At 68.9% G+C, this 26,698-nt stretch carries 23 protein-coding genes and 2 tRNA genes; 17 read left to right on the top strand and 8 right to left on the bottom strand.

The features are described 5' to 3' along the window. Positions 1-4: 4 nt before the first annotated feature. From pyk to RN729_RS02315, 10 genes are all read left to right on the top strand, one after another. A complete protein-coding gene (gene pyk / locus RN729_RS02360) occupies positions 5-1,453 on the top strand; it encodes a pyruvate kinase (RefSeq protein WP_310782034.1) in 1,449 nt (482 codons plus the stop codon). Positions 1,454-1,483: 30 nt separating this feature from the next. Further along, entirely contained in the window at positions 1,484-2,257 is a 774-nt protein-coding gene (locus RN729_RS02355; protein WP_310782032.1) for an MBL fold metallo-hydrolase, read from the top strand. Continuing rightward, on the top strand, positions 2,257-4,068 hold the full coding sequence (gene lepA, locus RN729_RS02350) for a translation elongation factor 4 (RefSeq protein ID WP_310782030.1): 1,812 nt from the start codon (positions 2,257-2,259) through the stop codon (positions 4,066-4,068). Before RN729_RS02355 ends, lepA begins: the two co-directional genes overlap by 1 nt. A gap of 106 nt (positions 4,069-4,174) precedes the next feature. Then, positions 4,175-5,167, top strand: coding sequence for an ROK family protein (locus RN729_RS02345; protein WP_310782028.1), 993 nt, complete (start codon positions 4,175-4,177; stop codon positions 5,165-5,167). A 7-nt stretch (positions 5,168-5,174) separates the two neighbouring features. Beyond that, the gene (locus tag RN729_RS02340; RefSeq protein WP_310782026.1) at positions 5,175-6,200 is read left to right on the top strand and encodes a carbohydrate kinase family protein; all 1,026 of its coding nucleotides are present in this window, start codon (positions 5,175-5,177) and stop codon (positions 6,198-6,200) included. Beyond that, positions 6,197-7,099: a hypothetical protein gene (locus tag RN729_RS02335; protein ID WP_310782025.1), complete on the top strand. Its 903-nt coding sequence runs from the start codon at positions 6,197-6,199 to the stop codon at positions 7,097-7,099. The genes RN729_RS02340 and RN729_RS02335 overlap by 4 nt, the downstream gene beginning before the upstream one ends. Before the next feature lie 4 nt (positions 7,100-7,103). After that, a complete protein-coding gene (locus RN729_RS02330; RefSeq protein ID WP_310782023.1) occupies positions 7,104-7,679 on the top strand; it encodes a hypothetical protein in 576 nt (191 codons plus the stop codon). Then, the gene (locus RN729_RS02325; RefSeq protein WP_310782022.1) at positions 7,676-10,075 is read left to right on the top strand and encodes a penicillin acylase family protein; all 2,400 of its coding nucleotides are present in this window, start codon (positions 7,676-7,678) and stop codon (positions 10,073-10,075) included. The genes RN729_RS02330 and RN729_RS02325 overlap by 4 nt, the downstream gene beginning before the upstream one ends. Positions 10,076-10,183: 108 nt before the next feature. After that, a complete protein-coding gene (locus RN729_RS02320; protein ID WP_310782021.1) occupies positions 10,184-10,435 on the top strand; it encodes a NifU family protein in 252 nt (83 codons plus the stop codon). A 143-nt stretch (positions 10,436-10,578) separates the two neighbouring features. Beyond that, a complete protein-coding gene (locus RN729_RS02315; RefSeq protein WP_310782020.1) occupies positions 10,579-11,376 on the top strand; it encodes an Mrp/NBP35 family ATP-binding protein in 798 nt (265 codons plus the stop codon). On the opposite strand, the gene RN729_RS02310 is transcribed toward RN729_RS02315, so the two are convergent. The 8 genes from RN729_RS02310 to RN729_RS02275 all read right to left on the bottom strand — a co-directional run bounded on the left by RN729_RS02310 (position 11,357) and on the right by RN729_RS02275 (position 19,997). After that, on the bottom strand, positions 11,357-12,286 hold the full coding sequence (locus RN729_RS02310; RefSeq protein WP_310782019.1) for a hypothetical protein: 930 nt from the start codon (positions 12,284-12,286) through the stop codon (positions 11,357-11,359). The genes RN729_RS02315 and RN729_RS02310 overlap by 20 nt on opposite strands. Next, positions 12,279-13,880 (bottom strand): hypothetical protein, encoded by a 1,602-nt coding sequence (locus RN729_RS02305; RefSeq protein WP_310782018.1) that lies wholly within the window; start codon positions 13,878-13,880, stop codon positions 12,279-12,281. The genes RN729_RS02310 and RN729_RS02305 overlap by 8 nt, the downstream gene beginning before the upstream one ends. After that, on the bottom strand, positions 13,877-14,668 hold the full coding sequence (locus RN729_RS02300) for a hypothetical protein (RefSeq protein ID WP_310782017.1): 792 nt from the start codon (positions 14,666-14,668) through the stop codon (positions 13,877-13,879). Before RN729_RS02300 ends, RN729_RS02305 begins: the two co-directional genes overlap by 4 nt. A gap of 54 nt (positions 14,669-14,722) precedes the next feature. After that, positions 14,723-15,316 (bottom strand): sigma-70 family RNA polymerase sigma factor, encoded by a 594-nt coding sequence (locus RN729_RS02295; protein WP_310782016.1) that lies wholly within the window; start codon positions 15,314-15,316, stop codon positions 14,723-14,725. Positions 15,317-15,479: 163 nt separating this feature from the next. After that, on the bottom strand, positions 15,480-16,331 hold the full coding sequence (mutM, locus tag RN729_RS02290; RefSeq protein WP_310782015.1) for a bifunctional DNA-formamidopyrimidine glycosylase/DNA-(apurinic or apyrimidinic site) lyase: 852 nt from the start codon (positions 16,329-16,331) through the stop codon (positions 15,480-15,482). Between the two features lie 4 nt (positions 16,332-16,335). Then, complete coding sequence (purD, locus tag RN729_RS02285) at positions 16,336-17,664, bottom strand: phosphoribosylamine--glycine ligase (protein ID WP_310782014.1); 1,329 nt, start codon at positions 17,662-17,664, stop codon at positions 16,336-16,338. 52 nt (positions 17,665-17,716) lie between these two features. Further along, the gene (locus tag RN729_RS02280; protein WP_310782013.1) at positions 17,717-18,706 is read right to left on the bottom strand and encodes a M48 family metallopeptidase; all 990 of its coding nucleotides are present in this window, start codon (positions 18,704-18,706) and stop codon (positions 17,717-17,719) included. Between the two features lie 130 nt (positions 18,707-18,836). Then, positions 18,837-19,997 (bottom strand): cystathionine gamma-synthase, encoded by a 1,161-nt coding sequence (locus tag RN729_RS02275; protein WP_310782012.1) that lies wholly within the window; start codon positions 19,995-19,997, stop codon positions 18,837-18,839. A 173-nt stretch (positions 19,998-20,170) separates the two neighbouring features. On the opposite strand from RN729_RS02275, the gene RN729_RS02270 reads away from it, so the two are divergent. From RN729_RS02270 to RN729_RS02240, 7 genes are all read left to right on the top strand, one after another. Next, positions 20,171-21,547, top strand: coding sequence for a hypothetical protein (locus RN729_RS02270; protein ID WP_310782011.1), 1,377 nt, complete (start codon positions 20,171-20,173; stop codon positions 21,545-21,547). Between the two features lie 7 nt (positions 21,548-21,554). Continuing rightward, positions 21,555-23,411: a glutamine--fructose-6-phosphate transaminase (isomerizing) gene (glmS, locus tag RN729_RS02265; RefSeq protein WP_310782010.1), complete on the top strand. Its 1,857-nt coding sequence runs from the start codon at positions 21,555-21,557 to the stop codon at positions 23,409-23,411. A 187-nt stretch (positions 23,412-23,598) separates the two neighbouring features. Next, positions 23,599-24,072, top strand: a complete 474-nt coding sequence (locus RN729_RS02260; RefSeq protein WP_310782009.1) for a DUF1232 domain-containing protein — start codon at positions 23,599-23,601, stop codon at positions 24,070-24,072. Between the two features lie 37 nt (positions 24,073-24,109). After that, positions 24,110-24,733, top strand: a complete 624-nt coding sequence (locus RN729_RS02255; protein ID WP_310782008.1) for a hypothetical protein — start codon at positions 24,110-24,112, stop codon at positions 24,731-24,733. Beyond that, positions 24,730-26,205 carry a cysteine--tRNA ligase gene (gene cysS / locus RN729_RS02250; protein ID WP_310782007.1) on the top strand — a complete coding sequence of 492 codons (1,476 nt, stop codon included), beginning with the start codon at positions 24,730-24,732 and terminating at the stop codon, positions 26,203-26,205. The genes RN729_RS02255 and cysS overlap by 4 nt, the downstream gene beginning before the upstream one ends. Before the next feature lie 102 nt (positions 26,206-26,307). After that, a tRNA-Thr gene (locus RN729_RS02245) sits at positions 26,308-26,380 on the top strand. Between the two features lie 84 nt (positions 26,381-26,464). Further along, positions 26,465-26,547: transfer RNA gene (locus tag RN729_RS02240), tRNA-Tyr, on the top strand. Positions 26,548-26,698: the final 151 nt, after the last annotated feature.

Genomic DNA, 26,698 nt, shown 5'->3' with positions numbered 1-26,698 from the left:
ACGGATGAGCGCAGGTTTCCGCAGAGCGAAGATCGTCAGCACGATCGGACCCGCCTCCTGGGACCGGGACGTGCTGCACGACCTGATTGAAGCCGGCTCCGACGCAATCCGCATCAACTTCACCCATACGCCGACGGATCGTGCCGCCGGCCTCGTACGGAAGATCTCCGATATGGCCCGCGAGGTCGGCCGGCCGGTGGCGATCATCGGCGATCTGGGCGGGCCGAAGATCCGGGTCGGGGATCTGCCCGGCGACCAGCTCGATATCGAGCCCGAAGGCACGTACTGGTTCTTCCCCGAAGGCGAAGACGCTCCCGCGGGCAGCTCGCCGCGCCGACAGATTCCGACCACATATCCGGAGTTGGCCGAGGAGGTCGCGCCCGGAAACCGGATTCTGCTCGACGATGGCCACTTCGAGTTCGCGGTCCGCGAGGTCTCCGATGACCCGCCATGGGTTTCGGCCGTGGCCTTCAGCGCCGGCGTCCTCAGGTCCCAGAAGGGGATCAACCTCCCGGGCGTGCGAGTCGGGGCGCCGGCGCTGACGGAGAAGGACATCGCGGACATCGAGTTCTCCGCCGAACAGGTCATCGACTACCTGGCGCTGAGCTTCGTGCGGGAGCCGGCCGACCTCGAAACGACCCGTCAGAAAATGGACCGCGGGTGCCTGCTCATCGCGAAGATCGAGAAGTCGCAGGCGCTGGAGAACCTGGCGGAGATCCTGCCTCTGAGCGACGCGGTGATGGTCGCGCGGGGCGACCTCGGTGTGGAACTGCCGTACGAGGAAGTGCCGATGATCCAGAAGCGGATCATCGGCCTGGCGCAGGAACGGGCGCGGCCGGTGATTACGGCGACGCAGATGCTCGAGTCGATGATCGAGAGCCCGCAGCCGACCCGGGCGGAGGTGTCGGACGTCGCGAATGCGCTGCTCGACGGCACCGATGCGGTGATGCTCTCGGCCGAGACCGCCGCGGGCGGGTACCCGGTGCGGGCCGTCCTTACGATGGACCGGATCATCCGCCGCATCGAGCACGAGCGGCTGGGGCGGACCGGGCGGGCCGGCAAACAGGTCGAGGGCTTCTCGAAGATCCAGCAGACCACGTCGGGCGCGATCGCGGCGTCGTCGCTCATCGCGGTCGAGCGGGTGGGCTCCCCGTTCATCGCGACGTTCACGCAGAGCGGCTACACGGCCCGCATCGTGTCGGCGCAGCGTCCCTCGGTCCCGATCCTGGCGATCACGGACCAGTGGAGGACGTACAACCAGCTGGCGCTCGTGTGGGGCGTGCAGCCGGTCCTCTTCCACGGCGGCATCAGCTATTCGAGCATGCTCGACAAAGCCCGGGATGTGGCGCTCGAGCTCGGCATGGGCGAGGCGGGACAGCGCTTCGTGGTGACGGCCGGAGTCCCCTTCCACGTCCCGGGCACGACCAACATGATGCGCGTCGAAGAGTTGTGATCCGCCCCTTCCGCCACTGACGCCCGGCCCGTGAGAGTCCGTTTTCTCGGTACCGGCACTTCGTTCGGGGTTCCGGTGATCGGCTGCGACTGTGCGACCTGCCGCTCGCCGGACCCCAGGGACCGACGCACGCGCCACGGTCTCCTCATCGAAACCGGCGCGACCCGTCTCCTTGTGGACACGCCCCCGGAACTTCGGCTTCAGCTGCTGCAGGCGGGCGTCGACCGGCTGGACGCCGTCTTTCTTTCGCACGAGCACGCGGACCACACGCACGGAATCGACGATCTGCGGATCTTCTCGCTGCGGCAGGGCCGGCCCATCCCGGTCTATGTGGCGCGCGAGTTCGACGCCGGAATCCGGAGGCGCTTCTCCTATATCTGGGGTGACACCCCGCGCCAGCCCGGATCCGCCGTGCCCCGGCTCGATCTGATCCTCTTCGACGACCGCGACGTCATCGAACCCTGCGGGCTCGCGCTGCAGGTCGTTGCGCTTCCGCACGGAGCATACCGCAGCTACGGGTTCCGCCTCGACGGCCTCGGGGTCCTGATCGACGCGAAGTCCGTACCCGAGGATGCCATGGAGGTGTTCGAGGGCGTCGACGTTCTCGTCACGAACGCGCTGTGGTTCGGCGACCCGCACCCCGGGCACTTCTCGATGGAGGAGGCCGCGGCGACGGCGCGTCGACTCGGGGCAGGGCGCACGTACATCACGCACATCGCGCACAGGACGCGGCACGCGGAGATCGAGCGCCGCCTCCCGCCCGGCGTGATGCCGGCGTACGACGGACTGGTGGTGGAGCTGTGATGGCGTCCCGGACCACGGAGCACATCCGGAACTTCTCCATCATCGCGCACATCGACCACGGGAAGTCGACGCTGGCCGACCGGCTGCTCGAGCGTACCGGCGCGGTGGACGAGCGCCGGATGCGGAAGCAGGTCCTCGACACGATGGAACTCGAGCAGGAACGCGGAATCACGATCAAGCTCAACGCGATCCGCATGGCCTACGGATACCGGGACGGGGTCGAGTATCAGCTCAACCTCATCGATACGCCGGGACACGTCGACTTCGCCTACGAGGTGAGCCGGAGTCTCGCCGCGTGCGAAGGGGCCCTCCTTGTCGTCGACGCCACGCAGGGCATCGAGGCGCAGACGCTCGCGAACCTCTTCCTCGCGCTCGAAGCGGATCTCGAGGTCGTCCCCGTCATCAACAAAATCGATCTTCCGGCGGCCGATCCGGATCGCGTGGCGGAGGAGATCTCGGAGTTGCTCGGTGTGGATCCCGCCTCGACGATCCGGACGTCGGCGAAGGAAGGGGTGGGGGTCGATGCGGTCCTCGACGCCATCGTCGAGCGTGTCCCGGCTCCGGGCGGAGACCCCGCGGAGCCGCTGCGGGCGCTGATCTTCGACTCGCAGTACGACCGCTATCGCGGAGCGACGCCCATGCTGCGCGTCGTGGATGGCGAACTGCGCGAGGGCATGCGTATCGGGTTCGGACGCCACGACGCCGTCTACGACGTCGATGAGGTCGGCTTCATGCGTCTCGGGTTCGAGCGCGCCGGCACCCTCCGCTGCGGCGAGGTCGGATATCTCACGGCCCAGATCAAGAACGTGGGCCATACCCGGGTCGGCGATACGGTGCTGGACGCCGGAGACCGGGCCGCGGAGGTTCTCGCCGGCTACCGCGAAGCGAAACCGATGGTCTTCGCCGGCCTCTATCCGACGGACTCGGACCAGTTTGAGGAGCTCCGCGAGGCGCTCGAAAAGCTCCAGTTGAACGACGCCAGCCTCAACTACGAGCCGGAGACATCGGGCGCGCTCGGCTTCGGTTTCCGTTGCGGCTTTCTGGGGCTCCTCCACCTTGAGATCGTGCAGGAGCGGCTCGACCGGGAGTTCGGCGTCGACCTCATCACGACGCTGCCCAGCGTGGAATACCAGGTGACGCTCACGAACGACGACGAGATCCAGCTCGAAAACCCGTCGAAGATGCCGGACCGCGTCCACATCAGCGAAGTGCGGGAGCCTTTCGTCCGGGTTCGCGTCGTGTCCCCGGCCGAGTACATCGGCGCGATCCAGAAGATCTGCCACGACCGGCGCGGCAGGTACGTCGACCTTCAGTACCTGGATCCGACCCGGGTCGAGATCTCGTATTCGATGCCCCTCGGCGAGATCGTACTCGACTTCTACGACAAGCTGAAGTCCGTCTCGCGCGGCTACGCTTCGCTGGACTACGAAGTGACGGGCCACGAGCGCTCGGACCTCGTGAAGCTGGACATCCTTCTCAACGGGGCGGCCGTGGACGCGCTGAGCGTCATCGTACACCGCAGCCGGGCCTACGAGTTCGGGCAGAAGATGGCCCGCAAGCTCAAGGAACTCATCCCGCGGCAGCTCTTCGACGTGGCGATCCAGGCGGCGATCGGACGGGACGTGATTGCGAGGACGACGGTGAAGGCGCTGCGCAAGAACGTGACCGCCAAGTGTTACGGCGGCGACATCACGCGAAAGCGGAAGCTCCTCGAGAAGCAGAGGGAGGGGAAGCGGCGCATGAAGCAGGTCGGGAGCGTCGAGATTCCCCAGGAGGCCTTCCTCGCCGTCCTGCAGGTCGAAAGCGACTAGACCACGGCTGGAGCGGTTCGGCTCGCCGGTCTATCATTCCCGTCCATGATCCTCCGAGGCGTGGTCGGCGGCGGATAGTCCCACCAGCTCGAAGCGGGCAGGGGATGTGAGCGGAAGAAACCACATCATCGGTGTCGATCTCGGGGGAACCACGATCAACGTCGGCGCCGTCCCGGTGGACGGCGGCACCGTGCTCGGCATGCGTACGCTGCCCACGGACGCTCACATCGGCGCGAAATTCGTCGTGGACCGGATCGTGTCGATGATCCACGAAGTCAAGCGCGACGCCGCGCGCGAGGGCGGCTTCGGGGAGGATGCGATCGTCGGGGTCGGAATGGGGGCGCCCGGTCCGCTGGACCGCGACACCGGCACCGTGATCGAGACGCCGAATCTCGGGTGGCGGAACTTCCCGCTCCGCGATCTGATCGTAAGGGGAACCGGACTCCAGACCGAACTCGACAACGACGCGAACGCGGCGACTCTCGGGGAGTGGTGGCGGGGCGCGGGGCGCGGGGTCGACAACCTCGTGGGGATCACGCTGGGGACGGGGATCGGCGGCGGCATCGTGCTCAACGGCGCGCTCTACCACGGGGCCTCCGACGCGGCCGCGGAGATCGGGCACATGACGATCGATCCCACGGGCCGGAAGTGCGCGTGCGGCAACTACGGGTGCCTGGAAGCCTACGCCTCCGGGCCCGCGATCGCGGCCCGCGCGGTGGAAGGACTGAAGGCGGGCGCCGAGAGCATGCTGCTGGACCTCGTGGAGGGCGATCTGCGGGCGGTAACGGCCGAAGCCGTATCCGATGCCATCGTGGCGGGCGACGAGTACGCCGCCGAGGTGATGCGGGAGACCGCGGGGTACCTCGGGACGGGTCTGGCGAACCTCATCAACATTCTCAACCCCGAGATGATCGTGGTTTCGGGGGGAGTGACGCGCGCGGGCAGGCATCTCTTCGATCCCCTGCGCCGCGAGGTCAGGAAGCGGGCTTTGCGGCCGGCGGCCGAGGCGTGCCGGATCGTGCGCACCGAACTCGGCGGCCTGGGGGGAGTCATCGGCGCGGCCGCCGTGTTCCGCGTCGCACGGCTCGGACCCCTCTGAGTCGCCGATGCCGCGGCTCGGGATCGTGGGGACGATGGTGTGGGATACGATCCGCGCCCGGGACGTCGGGCGGGAAGAGCCGGTCGAGGAATGGGGAGGGATCGCCTATGCGCTGGCCGCCGCCGACGCCGCCGCGGCGGAGGCCGGGGATGGCTGGACCCTGTTTCCGATCCTCAAGATCGGAAAGGACATGCGCGAGGCGGCGGATCTCTTCCTCGGGGGGCTCGAGCGGGTCGATTCCCTCGATGGCGTGTGGACCGTGACGGAACCGAACAACCGCGTCGAACTCATCTACCTCGACGACGCGCGACGCTCCGAGAAGCTCACCGGCGGAGTACCGGGCTGGACCCGGGAGGAGCTCGTGCCCCTCGCACGCTCGTGCGACGCGGTCTACGTGAACTTCATCGCGGGCTGGGAGGTGGATCTCCCCGCCGCGGCGGCCCTCCGGACGGCGGCGAAGGGCCCGGTCTACGCGGATCTGCACTCGTTGATGCTCGGCGTGGGGGCCGACGGAGTGCGCTCGCCGCGTCCGCTCGACGACTGGCGCGCCTGGCTCTCCTGCTTCGATGTCGTGCAGCTGAACGAGGAGGAACTCGGCACGCTGGCGGCGGGCTGGGAAGACCCGTGGGCGCTCGCCGCGGACGTCGTGGGTCCGGTCACGCGCGGCCTCCTCGTCACACTCGGGGAGCGCGGCGCGGCCTGGGTCGCGACCCGAGGCTTCTGGAAGGCGCCGACGGATCCGCGCCCTCAGCCCGGCGCCGTCGCGCCCGCGGAAGCGCTCGTGAGCGGGAAGGTGGAGCCCGAAGCCCCGGTAGCGGGGGGCGACCCGACCGGATGCGGCGATGTGTGGGGGGCGACCTGCTTCGTGAAGATGCTGAGCGGCGGGGATCTCGAGTCGTCCGTCCGGGCGGCCACGCATGCGGCGCAACGGAACGCCGGATTCCGCGGCGCATCCGGGCTCGGGGAGTACCTGCGCTCCGAGACGGGCCTCCTGACCGGCCGGGCGGGACGTCGGGCGCGGGGTTCCACGTGAGCCGGGTCGTCCGCGTCCCCGAACGTCTGGACGAGTCCTCCTTCGAGACGCTGGTCCGGCGCGTCCGCTCGGAGGGGAATCCGAAGGCGCGTCTCCTGCTCGATGCCCGCTCCGTCGGCTGGGTTTCGCCGTACGGGCTCATTGGCCTTCTGGCGGTCGGTCAGGAGGCGCGGCTGCGCACGGGGCTGCCTCCGCTGATCGAGCCTCCGCGAGATTCCGAGGTGCGTTCCTATATCAACCGCATGCGCTTCTGGCTCGCGGCTGCACAGGTGTTCGACCTGAAGCAGCTGCCGAAACCGTCTCTCGAGATCTCCGACGCCCTCATCGAAGTCACGACGATTCGCTCCCACGAGGATGTCCATTCGGTCGTGGAGGGTGTGCGGGACCGTGCGCAGCGCATCCTGCACGACCGGCTCGGCTATCCCCGCCCCGCCGTGATCCACTTCTCCATCATGCTGTCTGAGGTGTGCCAGAACATCCTCGAACACGCCGATTCGATCGGCTGGGTGTGTGCGCAGCGATACCGGTGGCAGCGGCGTCTGGGCCGCGACGTCGTCGTGCTCGCCGTCATGGATGTGGGCGTGGGCTTCCAGGGCTCCCTGGGCGCCGAGCATGCGCGCCGGTATGGAGAGCGGTGGTCGGCGGCAGCGGCGCTGGAGGCGGCCTTTCTGCGCGGAGAGTCGCGCTTCCCGGATCCCGGTCGCGGCCAGGGCCTGCAGGCGATCCGAAGCCAGATCATCAAGTGGAACGGCACCATCCGTATCCGAAGCGGCGATGCGAGCATCGCCAGGGTGCCGGACTGGGACGACGGCGAGCCGCTCAGCACGAATCTGCCCCGCTTTCCCGGCGCTCAGGTACTGATCGTCCTGCCCGAGCGGGTCGAGAGCGAAAGGACGTGATCGCGTGAGGCCGGCCGTCGCTCACACGACGCTCTTCAGCTACCTCGTCACACGTCCCACCGGCCGGACGGTGCGGGCGACGGTCGAACGCCAGATCGCCGACGCGGACCGCACGGTCCTCGCGGTGCTCGACCTGCGGCACGTCCCCGTGATCGATTTTTCCTGCGCGGACGAGATCGTCGCGAAGCTCGTGCTGCTCGCGTCGGACACGTCCACGCGCCGGTCCTTCATCCTCTTTCGCGGGATCGCGGAGCACCACCTCGGGCCGATCGACTCGGTCCTGCGGCGCCGGGGGCTCGCGGCCGCCGCCGAGAGCACGGACGGGGAACCGTTGCTGATGGGCGCGCTCGATCCCGGCGCCACCGCGGTGTGGCGCGAGGTCTGGAGTCTCGGCCGCACGGGCGTGTCTCCGCTCGCCGACCGGCTCGAACTTCCTCTCGACCGGGTGCGCGGGCTGCTTGATGACCTTGTCGCCCGGGCGCTCGTGATTCGTGACGGCAAGCGCTACGTCTCGCTCCACCACGCCCTGCTCGACGCGGGACCGACGTCTCCCGCTCCCACGGACCGCCGCGACCCATGAGCCTTCGGCGCCGTGCGGGAGTCGGACTGGCGGCCGGCCTTGTGATCGTGGGAGTTCTCACGACGTTTGCGTGGTTCCATCTGCAGCGATCCATGCAGCCGCGATCCGGCCGGCACCTCCTGACGGGCCTGGCGGAGCCCGCTACGGTAACGTTCGACGAATGGGCGGTTCCCTCCATCTCCGCCACGACCGAACTCGACGCCATGCGCGTCCAGGGGTTCATCCACGCCTCCGACCGGTTGTGGCAGATGGAGCTCTTCCAGCGGGTCGCGCGCGGACGTCTGGCCGAACTCTTCGGTCCGGTCGCCATCGACGCGGACCGCCTCGCGCGTACGCTGGACCTGTGGTCGGCCGCGGGCCGCGAACTCGACGAGATCGCGGAGACGGATCGGGCCCTCCTCGAGGCATACGCGGAGGGCGTCAACGCCCGCATCGCGAGCTGGCGCGGGCCGTGGCCACCCGAATTCCTCATCCTCGGCATCGAGCCGCAGCCGTGGAGTCCGCAGGCGTCCCTTTCGATCGGCCGTATCATGTCGCTGGACCTCTCGGAGTGGCGGGAGGAACTGGATCGGATGACCGCGCTCGCGACGCTCGACGCGGATCACCGGCGGGCGCTGAGGGCCGGATACCCCGCCTGGGGGCCGACCATCCTCCAGGACACCCTCCCTTCCGGCACCTCGCCGCCGCGAATCGCCGTCGCGCCGACCCCGATTCCCCCGGATTCAGGCGTCGCGGCCTCATCCCCCGATCCTCTGATCTACCTCTCCCGCTTCGGCTTCCACGCCTCGAACTCCTGGGCGCTGGCGGGATCGCGCACCGCGGATGGCGTTCCGCTGCTCGCGAACGACATGCATCTCGCTCTCCGGGCGCCGTCCACCTGGTACCTCAACTCCATCGTGGCCGAGGATTCGGAGCTGGCCGTCGCGGGTCTGTCCATCCCGGGAACTCCCGGCGTCATCGTCGGACTCAACCGGGATATCGCATGGTCGTTCACGAACGCCGAGGTGGACGACGCGGACTTCGTCGTTGAAGGCATCAACCTCGACGGGTCGATGTATCGCGACGCCGGCGACTGGCGGCCCTTCGAGACCCGGACGGAGGAGATCCGCGTGCGGGGGCGCGACGAGCCGGAGACCTGGGTCGTACGTTCGACGGCGCGCGGCCCGGTGATCACGGATGTCGTACCGGCCGGAGGACTCACGCTGTCGCTGCTGTGGACCGGGCTCGAACCCGGGGGGCCTTTCGCGGCTCTTCTTGAGATGAACCGGGCCTCGAACGTGGACGCGTTCGTGGCGGCGGTCGCGCACTTCCGCTCGCCTCACCAGAACGTGGTCTACGCGGCGTCGAGCGGAGAAATCGGCTACCGCATGGCCGGATCCGTGCCCCTGCGCCCGGCTGGAGAAGGCGCCTCCCCGATCTCCTTCGAGCGCCTGCCCGGGGGCTGGCCGGGCTTCTGGCCGCCTGAGGCGATGCCCGCGTTGCGGGACCCGGAACGAGGATATCTTGTCAGCGCGAACAACCTCCAGGCCCGGTCCCTCTTCGGACGGGTGGGCGCCTACTATCCGGCGCCGTTCCGGGCCCGGCGCATCGATGACCTCGTGTCTCGCGCCACGGACTGGACGGTGGAGGACATGCGCGAGGCCCAGCTGGACAGCCACAGCCTCTGGGCGGAGCGCTACCGGCCACGCGCCGTGCGGGCCGCTCGTCGCGCGGGTCTCGATTCGCTCGCGCTCCAGCTCGAGGGCTGGGATCTGCGCACCGAGATGGCCTCCCGGGGCGCCGTGCCCTTCTTCACCTGGCTCTACCGACTGCGCGAACTCATCGTCGCCGATGAGTTCGAGGACGGAGACGGGTGGTTCCCCGATATCGCGTTCATGGAGATCGTCGAAACCGGGGACAGTGCCTGGATCGACGATGCACGCACGCCGGAGGTCGAGCGCCTCGAAGCGCTGGAAGAAGAGGCGGCTCGCACTGCGGCGGTCGCGCCGGCACGCTCGTGGGGGGAGGTCCATCACGAGCGGTCGGCCCACCCGCTCGGAACCGTGGCGTTCCTCGACCGCCTGTTCGGCTTCCACGTCGGGCCCTATCCGTCGCGTGGCGGGCCCCACACCGTTCGCCCCGACGCCCCGTCGCTGAGAGCGCGTCTCGACTCCACAGCGTGGAAGTTCCCGGTCGTGAGCGAGTACGGCCCCAGCGCGAGATTCGTCGCTCGGGCCGCGCTCGCGGACATGGCGGGCTACTTCCTGCTGCCCACGGGGCAGGCCGGCAACCCGCTCGATCTACACTATCGAGACATGGGAGCCGTGTGGACCGAGAGTCCGCTCATCCGGCTCCGCCCGGGCCGGCCGTCCGCGACGGTGGAAAGCGAGCTCCTTTTTCTGCCCAGCTCTCGTTGACCGCCGGACGGCGGAATCCTACCTTTCTCAAGCCCTCCGAAACGTCGACTCCGGGGTGTCCGCAGGGCACGGAAACGCTCCCCCGACCCGCGCCAGGATCCAGACGATTTGAGCACTGCCACCGTTGAGAGCACGCTCGACGAGATCGAGAGAGTCCTCGACGACATCCGTCCCGCGGTGCGCGCGGACGGAGGGGACATTCAGCTCGTTTCGTTCGACCCGGAGAGCGGGTGCGTCGCGGTTCGGCTCGTCGGCGCCTGCTACGACTGTCCCATGTCGACCGCCACGCTTCGGGCCGGGATCGAACAGCACCTTTGCCACGCGCTCCCAATGGTCCATTCCGTCGAGGCCGTCGCGTAGTCGAGCGTCAACCCGTGTCCGACACGCCGACCCGCGGCCCCCGGCCGCTTCCGATCATGGATCCCGCGCCCAAGCGTCCCGGGCCGCCCCCAAAGGGCGACGACGGGGGAGCGGCACGGCGCCACCCTTCGCAGGCGCCGCCCATGCCGGGCGTGGGCCGCGTCGTCGCGGTGAGTTCGGGCAAGGGTGGCGTCGGGAAATCCACGATCTCCACGAATCTCGCCGCAACCTGGACCCGGCGGGGCCATCGCGTCGGACTGCTCGACGCCGACATCTACGGTCCGGACATCCCGACGATGTTCGGCATCCAGGAGAAGCCACGGATCGACCGCGAAGAAGTCGTGCCTCTGGAGGCGCACGGGGTAAAGCTCATGAGCATCGGATTCCTCATCGAGGAGGACGCTCCGGCGATCTGGCGCGGACCCATCATCATGGGGGTCATCCGCCAGTTCCTCCAGCAGGTCGCATGGGGGGAACTCGACTACCTCGTGATCGACATGCCGCCGGGGACGGGCGACGCGCAGTTGTCGCTGTGTCAACTCGTGCGCGTGGACGGAGCGGTCATGGTGACCACGCCGCAGGACGTGGCGGTCGGCGGCGTGCTGCGCGGTATCCGGATGTTCGAGAAGCTCGATGTGCCGGTCCTCGGCATTGTCGAGAACATGCGCGGCTTCGCGTGTCCCGGGTGTGGCGAGACCCACGACATCTTCGGCGCCGGTGGCGGCGAGCGGCTCGCCGGCTCGATCGACGTGCCCTTCCTGGGCGCCGTGCCGCTCGGCGTGGCCGTGCGCGAGGAGAGCGATCGAGGCGTCCCCACATCGATCGGAAGACCGGACGCACCGGAAGCCCGCGCTTTCGCGAGCATCGCGTCCGCGGCCGTCACCCGCTTGGATGCGGTGGAAGCCTTGCGCGACGAGGCTGCTAGCCGTGCTCCACGATGACGGAACCGAGCCCGGCGACCAGCGTAACTTCCAGCCGCACGCGCGCCGTCTCCCAGTTCGGACTCAGCCAGTAATCCCCCACCTTCTCGAAGCTCTCCGCGCTCAGTGAAGCGAGTCCGCTCCGCCGAACCCGGACGCCGATGTGCGCCGGCACCCGCATCAGTAGTTCGCCCAGTCCCATCCTGATCTCGGCTTCGGCGCTCGATCGCCAGGATCCGGAGAAGTCCAGGACCACATCGCCGACGAAACCGTAGAACTCCAGGCGCCGGAAGCGGGCGTTGCCGAGGTTCTCGGCCATGAAGGCCGTGGCACCCGACCTGATGGACAGCAACTCCATCGCCGCGCGGTTCTCGCGAGCGAAAACGATCTCGACATCGCTGGCGCCGGTGATGAGTTCAAGCGCCGTAAGGTGGGCGCCGCCGAGGTCGAGGCGCGCTCGTCCGGCGCCGATCCCGAGCCACAGATCCGTGGGCACCGAGGGATTCAGCGACAGGTCCAGCCTCCCGGCTGCGTCCGCATCTCGAGGAAGGTCGTCGAGTTCGAGTTCCAGGTCGCCGGACCACGCAGCATCGTCGGCATCGCGCCCGTCCTCGGGAGATGACGACGCGGTCAGCCGAAGGTGTCCCGTTCGACCGACACGACGCCATTCACGACGGGGAAGGGAACGTTCGGCGTCGTAGCGGAGCCGCACGTCGTAAAGCAGTTGTGTCTCCGACGGGGATACGTCGAGCCGCCCTCCCGCGTACATCAGTTCGATTTCCAGCGCTTCCAGGTCGCCGATCTGCCGCGCCGCCCGAAAGTCCCGCCACTCCTGCGCCGCGACCGGCGTCAGCGCTCCGCCGAGCGAGAGGAAACTGAACACGACCGGCAGCGTCCGCGCCGCGGCGCGGGCTATCGGGGCATCAGGCATCATCTGCGGGGGCGGAGGGCCGATCGGTCCCGGCTCCCGCCGACGCACCATCACCGGGGGCGCTGTCCGCCGACCAGTCGATCACGACGCTCCGTCCGCCGGCCCGCGTGAGCAGGACGCTCCCGAACCCGGCCGTGACGACGATCCAGGTGCCGACGATGGCCACGAAGAGGATCAGGCCGCGTACGAAATCCGCCGCGCCGCCGAACACCCACAGGGCGGCGCCGGCGGCGAAGGGGAGCACCAGGAGCGCGAGTCCGCTGACGACGTAGTAATAGGAGTTCGAACGGCGCAGTCTCTCCAGCCATTCGGAGCGGAAGCGGCGTCGGGCGAATATCTCGCCGCCGGCGTGCGCCGCCGCGAGATATCCGAAGACCGCGGCGAGCCCTGCGGCGACCAGGAAGAAGGGGATGACCAGCCATGTGATGACCAGCACCGTGAGGACGAGAAGCACGGGGAGGAACAGCACCTCCCCGGCGAGGCCCATCGCAAACGAGCGGGCGAACTCCAGCCGAACCGTATCCGAGACGGTCTCCAGCCGGCGCCGCCCGAAGTACACGAGCAGCAAGCCGAGTGCGGCGAGGACCATGAAGGCGCAGCCCGCGGCGATCACCCCCTCGGCGGCTCGCCCGAAGTTCCGCGCCAGACGCGACCCGAGGCCCGGCTGCGCGGGCCGCATGTGCATCGGGGTTTCGAACGACTCGACGCGCTGAACGGAGGGAACGTCCGGCGCTGCCCCCGCCGACGGTTCCGACGGCGTCAGCCGGATGTCGGAGAGGACCTCCCCTTCGACCCTTGACGCGTCTTCACCGAAGTCGACCTCGCCTCCGACCTGAAGCACATCGCCTCGTACGCGCGCGCCGCCGTCGAGCACGAGCGCGCCGTCCAGCACGAGGATGTCGCCAGCGACATCCCCATCGAGTCTCAGCGTTCCGTCGAGAATGGCGACATCCCCCGGGATCGTGGCCTCGGCGAGAACCTCGTAGTCGCCGTGGACGATCATGGCCAGCCGGCCCTCGGTGAATTCGCCGGAGTCGCCGAGCCGTCCGAGCGCGTCGCGTAGCCGGTCCAGCTCGCCCGTGACGTCGAAGCCGAGTCCGCCGGGGACGATCTGCATGGGTCCCGGTCGGCCGGAGATCCCCGGCGCCGGTTCGCCCGCCGGGAGGGCGGGCGCAGCGCCGGCCGGCGACGGCGCGGCGAGCCCGAGAATCGCGTCGATCCGACCGGCAAGGGCCCGGGCCGCATCCCGGTCGGCAGCCTCCGCCGATGAACTCCACTCCTCCAGGAACCGTCGGAATTCGACCAGGCCGCCGCGCACCGCGGAAGCATCCTCTCCCGCGTGCTCGCGGAGGAAATCACGCCAGGCGCTCTCGAGGCCCCCGTGCTCCGCGTAGGATCCGATCCCGATTCCGTCCACCTCGACGGTCTCGCCCTCGAAACGTAGTCGATGCTCGGTACCGCTCTCCAGTTCGAACCACAACTCGGCCCGGCCGACGGCGGAGAACGTGATCGCGGCGTCGGCGATGCCCACCTCCTGCGCACCGACCGGAAGCGCGACCGCGAAACAGGAGAGGAACGCCAGCGCCCGCGTCATGCGGCCCTCTCGATGCGAACGCGCTGTGGAAGCGGCTGCCGGAACATCCTGGCCATGAACCAGAGGGAGGCGAGTCCCACAAGACTCGACAGCGCCAGGCTGCCGAGCGCGGCGGCGGGGCTGATCCGGTCGGTGATCGATCCACCCGCGTCCACGAGGCCGAGACGGTATGCCAAACGGCCCGTCGCGAGCATGGCGTCGACCAGAACGGCCCGCGCACCGCCGAAGGCAACCGCGAGAAGCTGGCCGGGCGCCAGGCCCTGAGCGCCGAACAGCCAGGCAGCGGCGCCACCCGACACGGTGAGCATGGCCGCGCTCGCCGTGGCCAGCGCCGCCCGGCGCCGCCGCGCGAAGCGCAGGAGCCGCTCCGGCCAGGGGACCGGCAATCGCACGCGGGCCATGACCGCCGCGGCGAACGCCGGGGCGGGAGACCAGGTGCGGAGCCTTGAGAGCGCGCGGTCGAGCGCCGGGTGAGGCAGATCGACGCGCGCCAGGACATCGCTCGCGAAGGAAGGCGCCGGCGACCGCTCGGGCAGCTGCGCCAACCGGTGATCGAGCGCGGCACCCGCGAGGTCGACCCGCCGTGCGACACCCTCCGCAAATCCGTCCGTCGGCCGATGTGGGGCCAGACCCTCGAGAAACGCGACGACGTCCCGCAGCGCCTCCACTTCCTTTCGGCAACGGGCGCACTCGGCCAGGTGGTCGACCGCCGTCCCGGGCGGGGACGACGCCGGCCTCCGGCTGGCGAATCGCTCGATTTCCTCAGGTGTAAGGTGCGGCAAGTTCACTCCTGTTCTCCCCTGGAGGCGCCGGCAACCCTCGGTAAGAGCGGCTGCGGGCTCCTATGGCTCCGTCAGATGTACGAGAGCGGCCTTCAATTCGTTTCTCGCCCGGTGGATATACGTCTTCACGGTGCCGAGCGGGATCTCCATCACCTGCGCGATCTCGTCGTACGCGTAGCCCTCGATGTGCCGCAGGAGGATCGCGGTTCGGTATTCGGGTCGCAGCTGTCCGATGGCCGCTTCGATCTCCGAGCCGAGTTCACGAGCCTCGAGGAGTTCATCAGGTCGTTCGTCACCGGAGACCAGCGTGATTTCCGTCGCGGCCTGCCGGTCCGGGGTCACCGCGTCCGGCGCCCCGTGCATGGAAACGACTTCGAGTTCCTTCCTGCGCAGATGATCTATCGTCAGGTTGTAGCCGATCTTGAAGAGCCAGGAGGAAAATTTGTAGGAGGGATCGTAGCGGCGGAGATTGTTCAACGTACGGACGAAGGTCTCCTGGGCCAGGTCCTCCGCCAGTTCCCTGTCCCGCACCATCCGGAAGATGAGGGAAAAGACGGGACGTTCGAACCGGAGCACGATCTCGCGCGCAGCCCGTTCATCGCCGCGGAGGCACATCTCCACCAGCGTCTGCTCGCTGTGATCCGAGTAGCTCACTCGATCCTGCCCCTCCGGGTCGCGGCGGCGGGCCGGCGGCGGCCGGGTCGCCGCGACCGACGCCGCATGCCGGGTTCCGGCCCATCCTACACGGCTCCGCGACCAATATGCGCTCCGAAGGCCGTTGACGGCATGCGTCGATCCCGTCCCGGGGCGGACGATGCTAACGCTGGCAGCCGACACAGAAGAACGAACTCCGTCCGGCCTGCACGATCCGGCGGATCGGTCGGTCGCAAGCGGGGCACGCGACGCCCTCGCGCCCGTAGACGTCCAGCCGGGTCTGAAATGAACCCGAGCGGCCGTTGACGGCGCGATAGTCCCGCAGCGTCGTTCCCGCACTCTCGAGCGCCTCGCGGAGGACCGCCCGCACCGCCCGATGCAGCCGGCGCACCTCCTGCGCGTCGAGCGACCCCGCGGGTCGGCGCGGGTCGATCCTCGCGCGGTACAACGCCTCGCTGGCGTAGATGTTCCCCAGACCCGCGACGCGCCGTTGGTCCAGCAGCATGTTCTTGATCGGCGCCCGCAGCGGCGCGACGATGCGAGCCAGGCGGGCGGCGGTGAACGTTCGGCCAAGGGGTTCCGGTCCGAGAGCGGCCTCCCGGGTTTTCCACGCCTCGGGGGTCAGCAGATCGAAGCCGCCGAGGCGGCGGACATCGTCGTAGAAGAGCGTCCGGCCATCGTCGAGTTCGAGGTCGAGGCCCGGGTGCCGGAACTCCGCGGAGTCCGGACGTTCCGGGGCGAGCGCGAAACGGCCGGTCATACGGACCTGGACGCGCATCAACCGCTCGACCGGACCGTCGATGCCGTTCGCCGCATGCAGCGGGAAGAGCAGGTACTTGGCGCGGCGGTCCGCGTCTCCGAAGGTACGTCCGTGCACGGCGCGGGAGAACGACCGCGCCGAAAGCCCTCCGAGGATCAGGTCGTCGTGGTGGACCCGGGTGCGGCGGATCCGCCGGCCTCGGAGGAGCGGGGCGAGATCCCGGCGCATCGTCTCGACCTCGGGGAGTTCCGGCACGACCCTAGCGACCCGAAGTCGTGCCCGAGGAACGGATTCGCGCCGACGCGTCCGGCCCGAGCCGGCCGGGATCCAGTTCGTGCCAGCCGATGTCGGATCGCGAATGGGCGCCGTCGAATCGGATCCGGGCGGCGGCCGCGCGGCTGCGCCGCGCCGCTTCTTCGAGCGTCCCGCCAAACCCGGTGATCCCGAGCACTCGCCCTCCGGCGGTGACGAGCCGCCCCTCCCTCATCGCGGTCCCGGCGTGGAACACCCTCACCTTGCCGGGGTCGAAGACCGGAATCTCGATCGGCCGCCCGGAATCCGAGCTCTCCGGATATCCGGCGCTCGCCAGCACGGTGACGAGCGCGTGCCCGGGAACGGCTTCGGGACGCCAGCCGGCGAGCGAGTCACCGTGCGCGACCCGCATCATCGGTTCGAGCAGGTTCGAACTCGTGAGCGGGAGGACGACCTGTGTCTCCGGATCTCCCATCCGACAGTTGAACTCGACGACGCGCGGACCCGCGGCGGTCAGCATGAGCCCCGCGTACAGGAAGCCGCGATAGGGGGCGCCGGACTCCGCCATCGCCTCGAGCACGGGCTGCGCGATCTCGCGCCGCACCTCGTCGATGAACTCCGGATCCGCGGGAGCCGCGGGGGAGTACGCCCCCATGCCGCCGGTGTTCAGGCCGCGGTCTCCCTCGCCGACGCGCTTGTAGTCCCGGGATGTGAGGAGCGGCACGGCGCGCTCCCCGTCCGCCACGAAGAACACGGACAACTCCACGCCGCGCATGAACTCCTCGATCACGACCCGCCCGCCCGCGTCCCCGAACTTGCGGCCGACCAACATCTCCTCGATCGCTGTCCGGGCTTCACCGCGCGTTTCGCAGACGATCGCGCCCTTGCCGGCGGCCAGGCCGGAAGCCTTTACGACGAGGGGTTCCTCGTGGCCCGCGACGTAGTCCAGCGCCGCCGCGGCATCGTCGAACGTCTCGTGGTCCGCCGTCGGAACGCCGCAGTCGCGCATCAGTTGTTTGGCGAACGCCTTGGAAGCCTCGAGTCGGGCTCCCGCCCGGTCGGGCCCAAAAACCGGCAGGCCGGCCTCGGAGAAGCGGTCGGCGATCCCTGCCGCGAGAGGCGCTTCGGGTCCGACGACGGTGAGGTCGATGCGCCGCGCCGCCGCGAAGTCGAGCAGGCTTCCGATGTCTTCGGCCCGGATGTCGACGAGTTCCGCCGTGCCGAGCATGCCCGGGTTGCCGGGCGCCGCGTAGATCGTGGCGTCCGGCGCGTCGCGGCGGAGACAGTCCGCGAAGGCATGTTCCCGGCCGCCGCTTCCGATGATCAGGAGGTTCATGGCGGCAGGATGACGTGCCCGTCCCCGCCGGGCAACGGCTGCTTGCGGGGCGCTAGTCGTCCGCGCGTCCCCTGAAGGCGCCGGTCAGCCGGTCCCGCAATCGATCCACCGCGGCGTCGACCTCGTCGAAGAGTTCGCGAGCGCCGTCCTGATAGCCCTTCGCCGCCTCGCGGAGATCCTCGCGATACGGGCGGTCGTCGTTCTCGTCCCGGTGCTGGTACTCGCCCGCGAGAATGCGGTCGTACTCGCCGCTCTCGATCCAGTCGCGCAGTTCGGCCACGCGGATCACCGCGAACGGATGGGTCTGGCCGAGCACGTTGAGCACCTTGTAAACGGCGTCAAGGAGGTCGCCGCCGGCCCGGTACTCGTCCGACTGCGCGATGAACTCATCGAGGTCCAGGGAGACGCCGCGCCCGCCGCCCGCAAGCTGCATCAGCGCGGACATCGCGACCCGCGGATTCTGCACCGCGAGGAGCCCGGCGCGGTCCGACGAGAGTTCGCTCTTCCGGTACCATTCCATCAGGGCCATGAGGATCGGCCGCAACGCCAGCCCCGCGAGGGTGTATCGGAGGATCACGAGGTTGAGGATCAGGATCAGGAGCGTCCTGTAGAGCACGTGGCCGGACAGAATGTGTCCGACTTCGTGGCCGAGCACGCTCTCGACCTCGTCCTCGGAGAGAATCTCCAGCATCGAAGAGTTGAGGACGATGAACGGCTCGCCGAAACCGACGGCCCCGGCGTTCACGATCGGCGTCTGCGAGACGTAGCACTCCGGCGGCTTCTGCACGTCGAGCACTTCACAGACGCGGGCGAGACGCGCGTGAACCCAGGCGTATTGCGTCTCCGACGTCCGTACCGCGTTCGCCTTGAAGGCGAGCCGGAGCGCACGCTCTCCGAACAGCGCGAGGATCTTTCGCAGGGCGAGGTCGAACCCCGGAATCCTGCGGAGCGTATTCAGCGCCGCCCGGTCCGCCGGGTGTTCCCACGAGACCGCGGCGATCTGTGTGAGGATCCGCCTCTGGTGTTCGTCACCTGCTGCCATCAATCACCCCCCTGCGCGTCAAATCGCGCTAATGTGAGCCGGCCGAGTCGCGGGGCCGGCTTCCGCGCTCCCGGTCCTACGTCCGGCCCCCATTCCCTGTTTCAACTGCCGGGACTGCCGCACCCGCCGCTCAGAGACGGGCGAGGGCCTGCTCGACGTCCTCCGCCAGATCGTCGCCGTCCTCCACGCCCACCGACAGCCGGACGAGTCCCGGGCCCAGTCCGATCTCCCGCTTCTTGTCGTCGGGGACCGAGGCGTGGGTCATCGAAAAGGGAACGCATACCAGGCTTTCGACCCCGCCGAGACTCTCGGCCAGCTGGAACACCTGCGTGAGTCCGGCGAAGCGGTTGGCCCGTTCCTCCGTACATAGATCGAAGCTGACCATGGAGCCGAAGTCGCGCATCTGACGCCCGGCCAAGGCGTGCTGCGGGTGGTTCTCGAGGCCGGGATAAAGGACGGATTCGACTTCGTCGTGCCCCTGGAGGACATCGACGACCCGTTGTGCGTTCCGGCAGTGGGCCGGCATGCGCAGGTGGAGCGTTTTCGTGCCGCGGAGGACGAGCCAGCAGTCGAAGGGGCCGGGGATGGCCCCGCTCGTCTTCTGTTGAAAGCTGAACCCTTCGGCGAGTTCCCCGGAGTTCGTGACCAGCGCGCCACCGATCATGTCGCTGTGTCCGTTGAGGAACTTCGTCGTCGAGTGCATCACGACGTCCGCGCCATCGTCCAGCGGGCGCTGGAGAAAAGGGGTCGCAAACGTGTTGTCGACGGACAAAACGGCCCCCGCCTCGTGGGCGATTGCGGCGCACGCCGCGATATCCGTAATCGTCATCGTCGGGTTGCTCGGCGTTTCCACGTGGACGAGGCGCGTCTCCGGGCGGATCGCGGCGCGAACCTGATCGAGATCTCCCGTGTTCACGAAATCGAAGTCGACGCCGAACCGCTCCCACACGTGTCGCAGCATGCGATCGACGCCCCCGTAGACGTCCGCGCCGCAGATGAGGTGGTCGCCCGCGTTGAGCACCGTCTTGACGATGGCCTCCGTCGCGGCGAGGCCCGAGGAGAACGCCGCGCCGTACCGCCCGTTCTCGAGGGCGGCCAGGTTCGCCTGCAGGGCTTCGCGCGTGGGGTTCCTGACCCGCGCGTAGTCGTAACCCTCGCGCGGCGAGCCGACGGCGTCCTGCACGTAGGTCGATGTCTGGAAGATCGGCGTCATGATCGCCCCGGTCGTGGGGTCGGGGCGCTGCCCGGCGTGGATGGCCCGGGTGCCGAACCGTCGGGCGGCTGGGTCCACGTCTTCATCTCCGGCTCGGGTAGAGGCAGACGACGCGTGGCACGACGCATCGCGGGTCGAGTGCGCAAGGTATTCCCGCCGTGCGGGGAGGGCGACCGGAGCCGTCGCCGCAAGCCGCGCGGGCGACCAACCATTAACATCCCGCGTCCATCTCACCGTTGGTGGAGAACAGCGTGTCAACGTCACTCATCGTTTCTGCTTCAGGCATCCGCGGCATCGTCGGAGAAGGGCTCACGCCCGACATCGCGGCCCGCTACGGCGCCGCCTTCGCCAGCCACATCGCCGCCGGAGCCCCGGGCGGGGGGCACATCGTGGTCGGCCGTGACAGCCGCGTCTCCGGGCCCGTGCTGCTCGACGCCGTGTCCGCGGGGGTCCGGGCTGTCGGGCTGGACGTCTGCGACCTCGGGATGGTGGCGACGCCCACGGGTCTCCTCGCCGTGGAGGAGGACGAGGCCGCGATCGGCGGACTTCTCGTTACGGCCTCCCACAACCCCGCGCCCTGGAACGGACTCAAGCTGGTGGCGCGCGAGGGGCGGTTTCTCTCGCCGGACGCCGGACGGGACGTCCAGCGAAGGTTCGAGGGAGAGATCGAGTACGTCGGGTCTGCGCGCACGGGAGAGAGACACGCGCGGGAAGGCGCCGGCCGCGCCCACATCGAGCGGATTCTGTCGCTGCCGATCATCGACCCCGAACGCATCGCGTCGAACGCGTTCCACGTCGCACTCGACTGCGTGCGCGGCGCCGGGGGGCCGATCATGCTACCGCTGCTCGAGAGCCTCGGCTGCCGGGTGAGCGGCCTCGATCTCGAACCCGATGGCCGTTTCCCTCGGCCCCCCGAGCCTCTGGTGGAAAACCTCGGAAAGCTCTCCGAACGCGTAACGGAAGTCGGCGCGGACGTCGGCTTCGCCGTGGACCCCGATGTCGACCGCCTCGCCCTGGTGGACGAGAGGGGGCGTCCAGTGGGTGAGGACTGGACCCTCGCGCTGGCCGTCGAACTCGTGGCGGCGCGCGAGCCGGCGCCCGTCGTGACGAACCTCTCCGCCAGCCGCCTGATTCAGGACGCCGCGGATCGCGTAGGCGTGCCGTTGCTCCGCACACCGGTGGCGGAGGCCAACGTCGTCTCCCGCATGCTCGAGGCGGGGAGCTCGATCGGGGGAGAGGGAAACGGCGGCGTGATCTACGGAAGGCTGCACCTCACGCGGGACGCCCCGCTGGCCGCCGCCCTCATCCTGCAGTTTCTCGCGGAGAGCCGTTCCACGCTCGGCGCGCTGGTCGACGAGCGGGCCTCGTACCGAATCGTGAAGCGAACGATCCCCCGGGAAGGACTGGGTGTGGAGAAGGCGCTGGCCGCAATCGCGGCCGCGGCCCCGTCCGGAGCGGAGGTGGACCGGCAGGACGGAATCCGGCTCGAGTGGTCGGATGGGTCGTGGATCCACGCCAGACCGTCCGGGACCGAGCCGATCTTCCGCGTCATGGCGGAGGCGCCGCGCGAGGAACTGGCGGACGAGCGCGCGGACTGGATCGAAGCCCTCGTGCGGCGCGAGGCCTGAACGGCGGATGTGCGGAATCGTCGGTTACGTCGGGTCAGCGGAGGCGGTCCCTCTTCTCTTGAACGGGCTCCGCCGCCTCGAGTATCGCGGGTACGACTCGGCGGGCCTCGCCGTCCACACCGGTTCCCGGCTCGATCTCCACAAGTGCGCGGGCCGCGTCGACGACCTGGCGGACCGGCTCGCCGGGGTCCAGCTCTCCGGAAAGGCCGGAATCGCTCACACCCGCTGGGCGACGCACGGTGCGCCCACTCACGCCAATGCCCACCCGCTGACGGGCAGCCGGGGCGAGGTCGCGCTGGTCCACAACGGCGTGATCGAGAACTGCGACGCACTCCGAACGAAGCTCACCGAACTCGGCCACCGCTTCACGTCGGAGACCGACTCCGAGGTCGTCGCGCACCTGATCGAGGAAGCGTTCCAGGGGAACCTCGAGCGCGCCGTCGCCGCCTCGCTGACCCAGGTGGAGGGCACGCTGGGGCTTGCCGTCATGAGCGTGCATGACCCGGGGCGGATCGTCGTCGCGCGCCGCGGCGCCCCTCTGCTGCTCGGGATCGGGGAGCAGGACGAAGAAGCGACCTGGGTGGCCTCGGACGTGGCGGCGGTTCTCGAACACACCCGCGACATCGTGTATCTGGAGGACGACGAGATGGCCGTCCTCACCTCTTCAGGGCACCGAACCGTCGATCTCGGGAGAAACCGCGGCCGCGTCGGCTGGGAGCCCGTCCCGAAGGAAATCAGCCGCGTCGACTGGGACCTCGAGAGGATCGAAAAGGCGGGATACCCGCACTTCATGCTCCGCGAGATTCACGAACAGCCGTACACCGTGCGCGATGCGATGCGGGGCCGGCTGCTGGCGGAGGAAGGCACGGCTCGGCTGGGCGGGCTCGACGAATTCCGCCCGGACATCGACGGTGCCGAGCGCATCATCCTCACCGGGTGCGGGACGAGTTGGCACGCGGCGCTTGTCGGGGAGTACCTGATCGAGGCACTCGCGCGCCTTCCGGTCGAAGTGGAGTACGCCTCCGAGTTCCGATACCGGAACCCGATCATCGCTCCGGGGACCCTGGTGGGCGGCATCTCCCAGTCCGGGGAGACCGCAGACACGCTCGCGGCCGTGCGCGAAGCCGGACGGCTCGGGGCCCCCACGTTCGGCATCGTCAACGTCGTGGGATCGACGATCGCGCGGGAGACGCGCGCCGGAATCTACACGCACGCCGGTCCGGAGATCGGCGTCGCGTCCACGAAGGCCTTCGTGGCGCAGGTCGTGTCTCTCGCGCTCCTCGGCCTCATGCTCGCGAGGCGGCGCGGGATGACCCGCGAGGAGGGCCGCGGCTTCGTGCTCGCGCTCGACGGGCTTCCCGCCCTCATCGAAGAGGTGCTGGCAACGGAGGACCACATCCGGCGGGTGGCGGAGGAGTTCGCGCCCGCGCGCAACTTCCTCTATCTGGGGCGGGGCCCGAACTTCCCGATCGCCCTCGAGGGGGCGCTCAAGCTGAAGGAGATCTCCTACATCCACGCCGAAGGATATCCGGCGGCCGAGATGAAGCACGGCCCGATCGCGCTCATCGACGAGGACATGCCCGTCGTCTTCATGGCTCCGCGCAGTGCCGTCTACTCGAAGGTGCTCGTGAACATCGAGGAGGTGAAGGCGCGCGGCGGCCGCGTGATCGCGCTCGTGACCCGCCGGGACGACGATCTCGCCCGAAAGGTGGATCACCTCATCCCGGTGCCCGCGACGCTGCCCCTCCTGCAACCGATCGTCAACGTCGTTCCGTTGCAGCTTCTCGCCTACCACATCGCGGTCCTTCGGGGTTGCGACGTGGATCGCCCGCGGAACCTCGCGAAGACCGTGACGGTCGAGTAGTCCTTCGGACGCCGCCACCCCGCCACCCGGCAGCCCGTGACATTTTGCGGCGGGCTTCCAGCGGAGTGAAGGGGTTACAGCGCGAAAGGGCCGGTGGTATGTTTGGGGCGTCGCGGCCGCCGCCGGGCCGTACCCATCAGGCTGGCCGCCCGGTTGCGCGTTCCACCGGGATCGGGATTGGAAGGGGATGCCAAGCGCCTACCTCCAGGGGATGAAGGATCAGGTCGCACGATACGCCGGCACGTTGCGTGACGTCGTCATCCTCGCGCCCGTCTACGGTTTGTTGATGTTCACCCTCATGAAGGACCCGCGCCTGACCCGGCAGCAGCGGATTCTGGTGGATGCAGCGATCGCCTACCTCGTGAGTCCGGATGATGTGATCCCGGAGGATGAGGTCGGGCCGTACGGTTTTCTGGATGATGTTTTCTGCTGTGCGTATGTGACGCACCGGATCGGAGAGGAGCTTGGCTGGGATGTGGTGGAGGAGCACTGGACCGGCGAGCGATCGGCGCTCGAGGTCTCGAACAACCTGCTCGCCCGCGAGCGGGAGCTGCTCGGTGGGGCCGGCGATGACGTCCTCGAATTCGCGGGGCTCCTCGATCGGCGGTCGGATCCCGAAGCGGAACGCCCCCAGCTCGTCCTCACCGCGGCCGGCGGGTAGCGCGGGCATCCGACCGCGGATCACGGCGGCGCTGGCCGTGCTCGCCGGACTAGTCGGCGCGGGGTCGCTGGACGCCCAGTATCGCCTGACGGCCCCTTCCGGCGGCGTCGTGGAGTTCGAGGCCGACCTCCTCCTCGGCTTCCGGGATCGTTCCGACTCCCTCATGACCGATCTCGTGGAGGACCCTCTCGTGCTCTACTACCGGTCGTTCGGGCGGGAGCTGGACGAATCCGAGGCGCGGGATGCATGGCCATGGAACGCGGTCGAAGTCGTGACGGATTCGAGCGCTGCGCTCGTGATGCCGGGGAATCTGAGGGAGGCCGGCCGGGCGTACGAGAGCTACGCGGTCCTGCGAATGCACGCCGTGCGTCAGGATCCCGACGTGGCCTGCGAGGAGCTCTTCTCACGGGAAGTCGAGGCGGTCGACGGGTTCATCGACGGGTGGGTCGCGGCGCGACTCCTCTTCGGCGGGCCCGCGTACGAGCCGCTCGACGAACTCGCCTTCGCGCGCGAGGCCGGCGTCCTCGCGGGACTCATCCTCGACCGGTCGGATCGCCAGCTGGGTGGTTGCCTGCAGGTCTCCCGCGAACGCCGCGCGGAGGAGGTCGCCGCCTACCGCGCCTGGCGAACGGAACGCTACCTTCCTCCGGGCGGGCGATGAGTCTCCGGCTCTACGACTCCCTTACGAGGCGGCTCCGCCCGTTCAAGTCCCTCGAACCGGGCCGGGTGCGGATGTACACCTGCGGGCCCACGGTGTACGATCGCGCGCATATCGGGAACTTCCGCGCCTTTACGTGGGAAGACCTGCTCCGCCGCTACCTCCGGTTCAAGGGATACGAGGTCTGCCAGGTCATGAACCTCACGGATGTCGATGATCGGACGATTGCGGCGGCCTCTGCCCGGGGCGTGCCGCTGGCCGAGGTCACCGATCCCGTGATCGAGATGTTCCTCGAGGACTGGGAGACGCTCGGACTCGAGGAACCGGAACACCGGCCACGGGCGACCCGCTTCGTCGAGGGGATGATCCGGCTGATCGAAGCGCTCTCCGAGCGGGGACTCACCTACGAGAGCGAGGGTTCCGTGTACTTCGCGATCGGGCGTGCGCCTGAATACGGGCGGCTGGCTGGGATCGACTGCGCGGGACTCGCGGCCGCCGGCAGGGCCGCGGGGGATGAGGAGTACGACAAGGATGACCCGCGAGACTTCGTCCTCTGGAAGGGCGGCGACCCCGGCGCCGACGGGGCGGTGGCGGTATGGGATTCTCCGTGGGGACCGGGCCGGCCGGGCTGGCACCTCGAGTGCTCGGCGATGGCGATGCACCACCTGGGCGAAACGCTCGACATCCACACCGGAGGCATCGACAACCTCTTCCCGCATCACACCAACGAGATCGCACAGTCGGAAGGGGTGACGGGGAAGACGTTCTCGGAGTTCTGGCTCCATGCCGAACACCTTCTGGTCGAGGGCCGGAAGATGTCGAAATCGCTCGGCAACTGCTTTACGATCCCGGAACTCGTCGAACGCGGACATGCGCCCTCGGCGATCCGGTATCTGCTGCTCAGCGGACACCATCGGGCCCAGCTGAACTTCACCTTCGACGGCCTGGAGGCCGCGGCGAAGGCCGTGAGCCGCCTGTACGAGTTCAGGAACCGCCTGCGCGGGGCCGGCGACGCGGAGACCGATGCCTCGGCCGATCTGGGAGAGGCCGCGGCGCGAGCGCGTGCCGGGTTCGAAGCGGCGATGGACGACGACCTGAACGTGAGTGAAGCGCTCTCCGCAGTGTTCGGACTCGTCCGGGGAGCGAATCACCTGCTCGACCGCGCACATCCCCGAACCCCGTCGGGCGTGGAGGCCGCCCTTGCCATGATCGACGAATTCGATCGCGTCTTCGGAGTACTCGCCGTGCGGGACCGCGAGTCATCCGGTGGCGACGACGAACTCGTCGCATGGGCCACGGCCCGCGTCGGGGAACGCGAACGCGCCCGGACGAACCGGGACTTCGCGCGCGCCGACGCGATTCGCGCCGAACTCGAGGCCCGGGGCGTGATCGTGGAGGATCTGGCGGAGTTCACTCGCCTTCGAGTGGGGGGTCGCACGATCCAGGTGCCGCGTCCGCTCCGGGCCGCGAGATGAGGCGACGGCGCCCTCGAATGACGGCCGAATCGGGTGCCCGAAAACACCTTGACGATTGGCCATGCGTACCCCTATGTTAGAAGACTGTTGTGCGGAAGGGTCGCTGGCGTAGCTCAACCGGTAGAGCGTCGGATTTGTAATCCGGAGGTTGTGGGTTCGAGCCCCACCGCCAGCTCGGTCGAGTCGGACGAACAGCCGCCCCGAAGCGGCGAACCCTGGAATTCATCGATCGGGCGTCGATCGGGCGCCAGGTACCGGCGGTGGGGTACCGAAGCGGCCAAACGGGGCAGACTGTAAATCTGCTGGCTTATGCCTTCGGAGGTTCGAATCCTCCCCCCACCACCTTCACGAGACCACTGACGAAACAAAGGGCGTAGCCCGCGCGCGAGCAAGAGGAGCATCCGTCGCGGGGCAACTCCGCCGAACCCGTAGTCCGAGAGGAGAACGAGGGGCGATGGCGAAGGAAAAGTTCGAGCGAACGAAGCCGCACGTG

This window comes from Candidatus Palauibacter polyketidifaciens, from assembly GCF_947581785.1.
GTDB lineage: Bacteria > Gemmatimonadota > Gemmatimonadetes > Palauibacterales > Palauibacteraceae > Palauibacter > Palauibacter polyketidifaciens.
The sequence above is the reverse complement of the archived record's forward strand: the minus strand, read 5'-3'. Positions and strand labels throughout refer to the sequence as shown.

Coding starts and splice junctions, on each gene's coding strand:
- RN729_RS02305 (WP_310782018.1), bottom strand. CDS start 13,880: ATGACGCGGGCGCTGGCGTTCCTCTCCTGTTTCGCGGTCGCGCTTCCG.
- pyk (WP_310782034.1), top strand. CDS start 5: ATGAGCGCAGGTTTCCGCAGAGCGAAGATCGTCAGCACGATCGGACCC.
- RN729_RS02280 (WP_310782013.1), bottom strand. CDS start 18,706: ATGGCAGCAGGTGACGAACACCAGAGGCGGATCCTCACACAGATCGCC.
- glmS (WP_310782010.1), top strand. CDS start 21,555: ATGTGCGGAATCGTCGGTTACGTCGGGTCAGCGGAGGCGGTCCCTCTT.
- RN729_RS02310 (WP_310782019.1), bottom strand. CDS start 12,286: ATGCCTGATGCCCCGATAGCCCGCGCCGCGGCGCGGACGCTGCCGGTC.
- RN729_RS02260 (WP_310782009.1), top strand. CDS start 23,599: ATGCCAAGCGCCTACCTCCAGGGGATGAAGGATCAGGTCGCACGATAC.
- RN729_RS02325 (WP_310782022.1), top strand. CDS start 7,676: ATGAGCCTTCGGCGCCGTGCGGGAGTCGGACTGGCGGCCGGCCTTGTG.
- purD (WP_310782014.1), bottom strand. CDS start 17,664: ATGAACCTCCTGATCATCGGAAGCGGCGGCCGGGAACATGCCTTCGCG.
- RN729_RS02315 (WP_310782020.1), top strand. CDS start 10,579: ATGCCGGGCGTGGGCCGCGTCGTCGCGGTGAGTTCGGGCAAGGGTGGC.
- cysS (WP_310782007.1), top strand. CDS start 24,730: ATGAGTCTCCGGCTCTACGACTCCCTTACGAGGCGGCTCCGCCCGTTC.
- lepA (WP_310782030.1), top strand. CDS start 2,257: ATGGCGTCCCGGACCACGGAGCACATCCGGAACTTCTCCATCATCGCG.
- RN729_RS02340 (WP_310782026.1), top strand. CDS start 5,175: ATGCCGCGGCTCGGGATCGTGGGGACGATGGTGTGGGATACGATCCGC.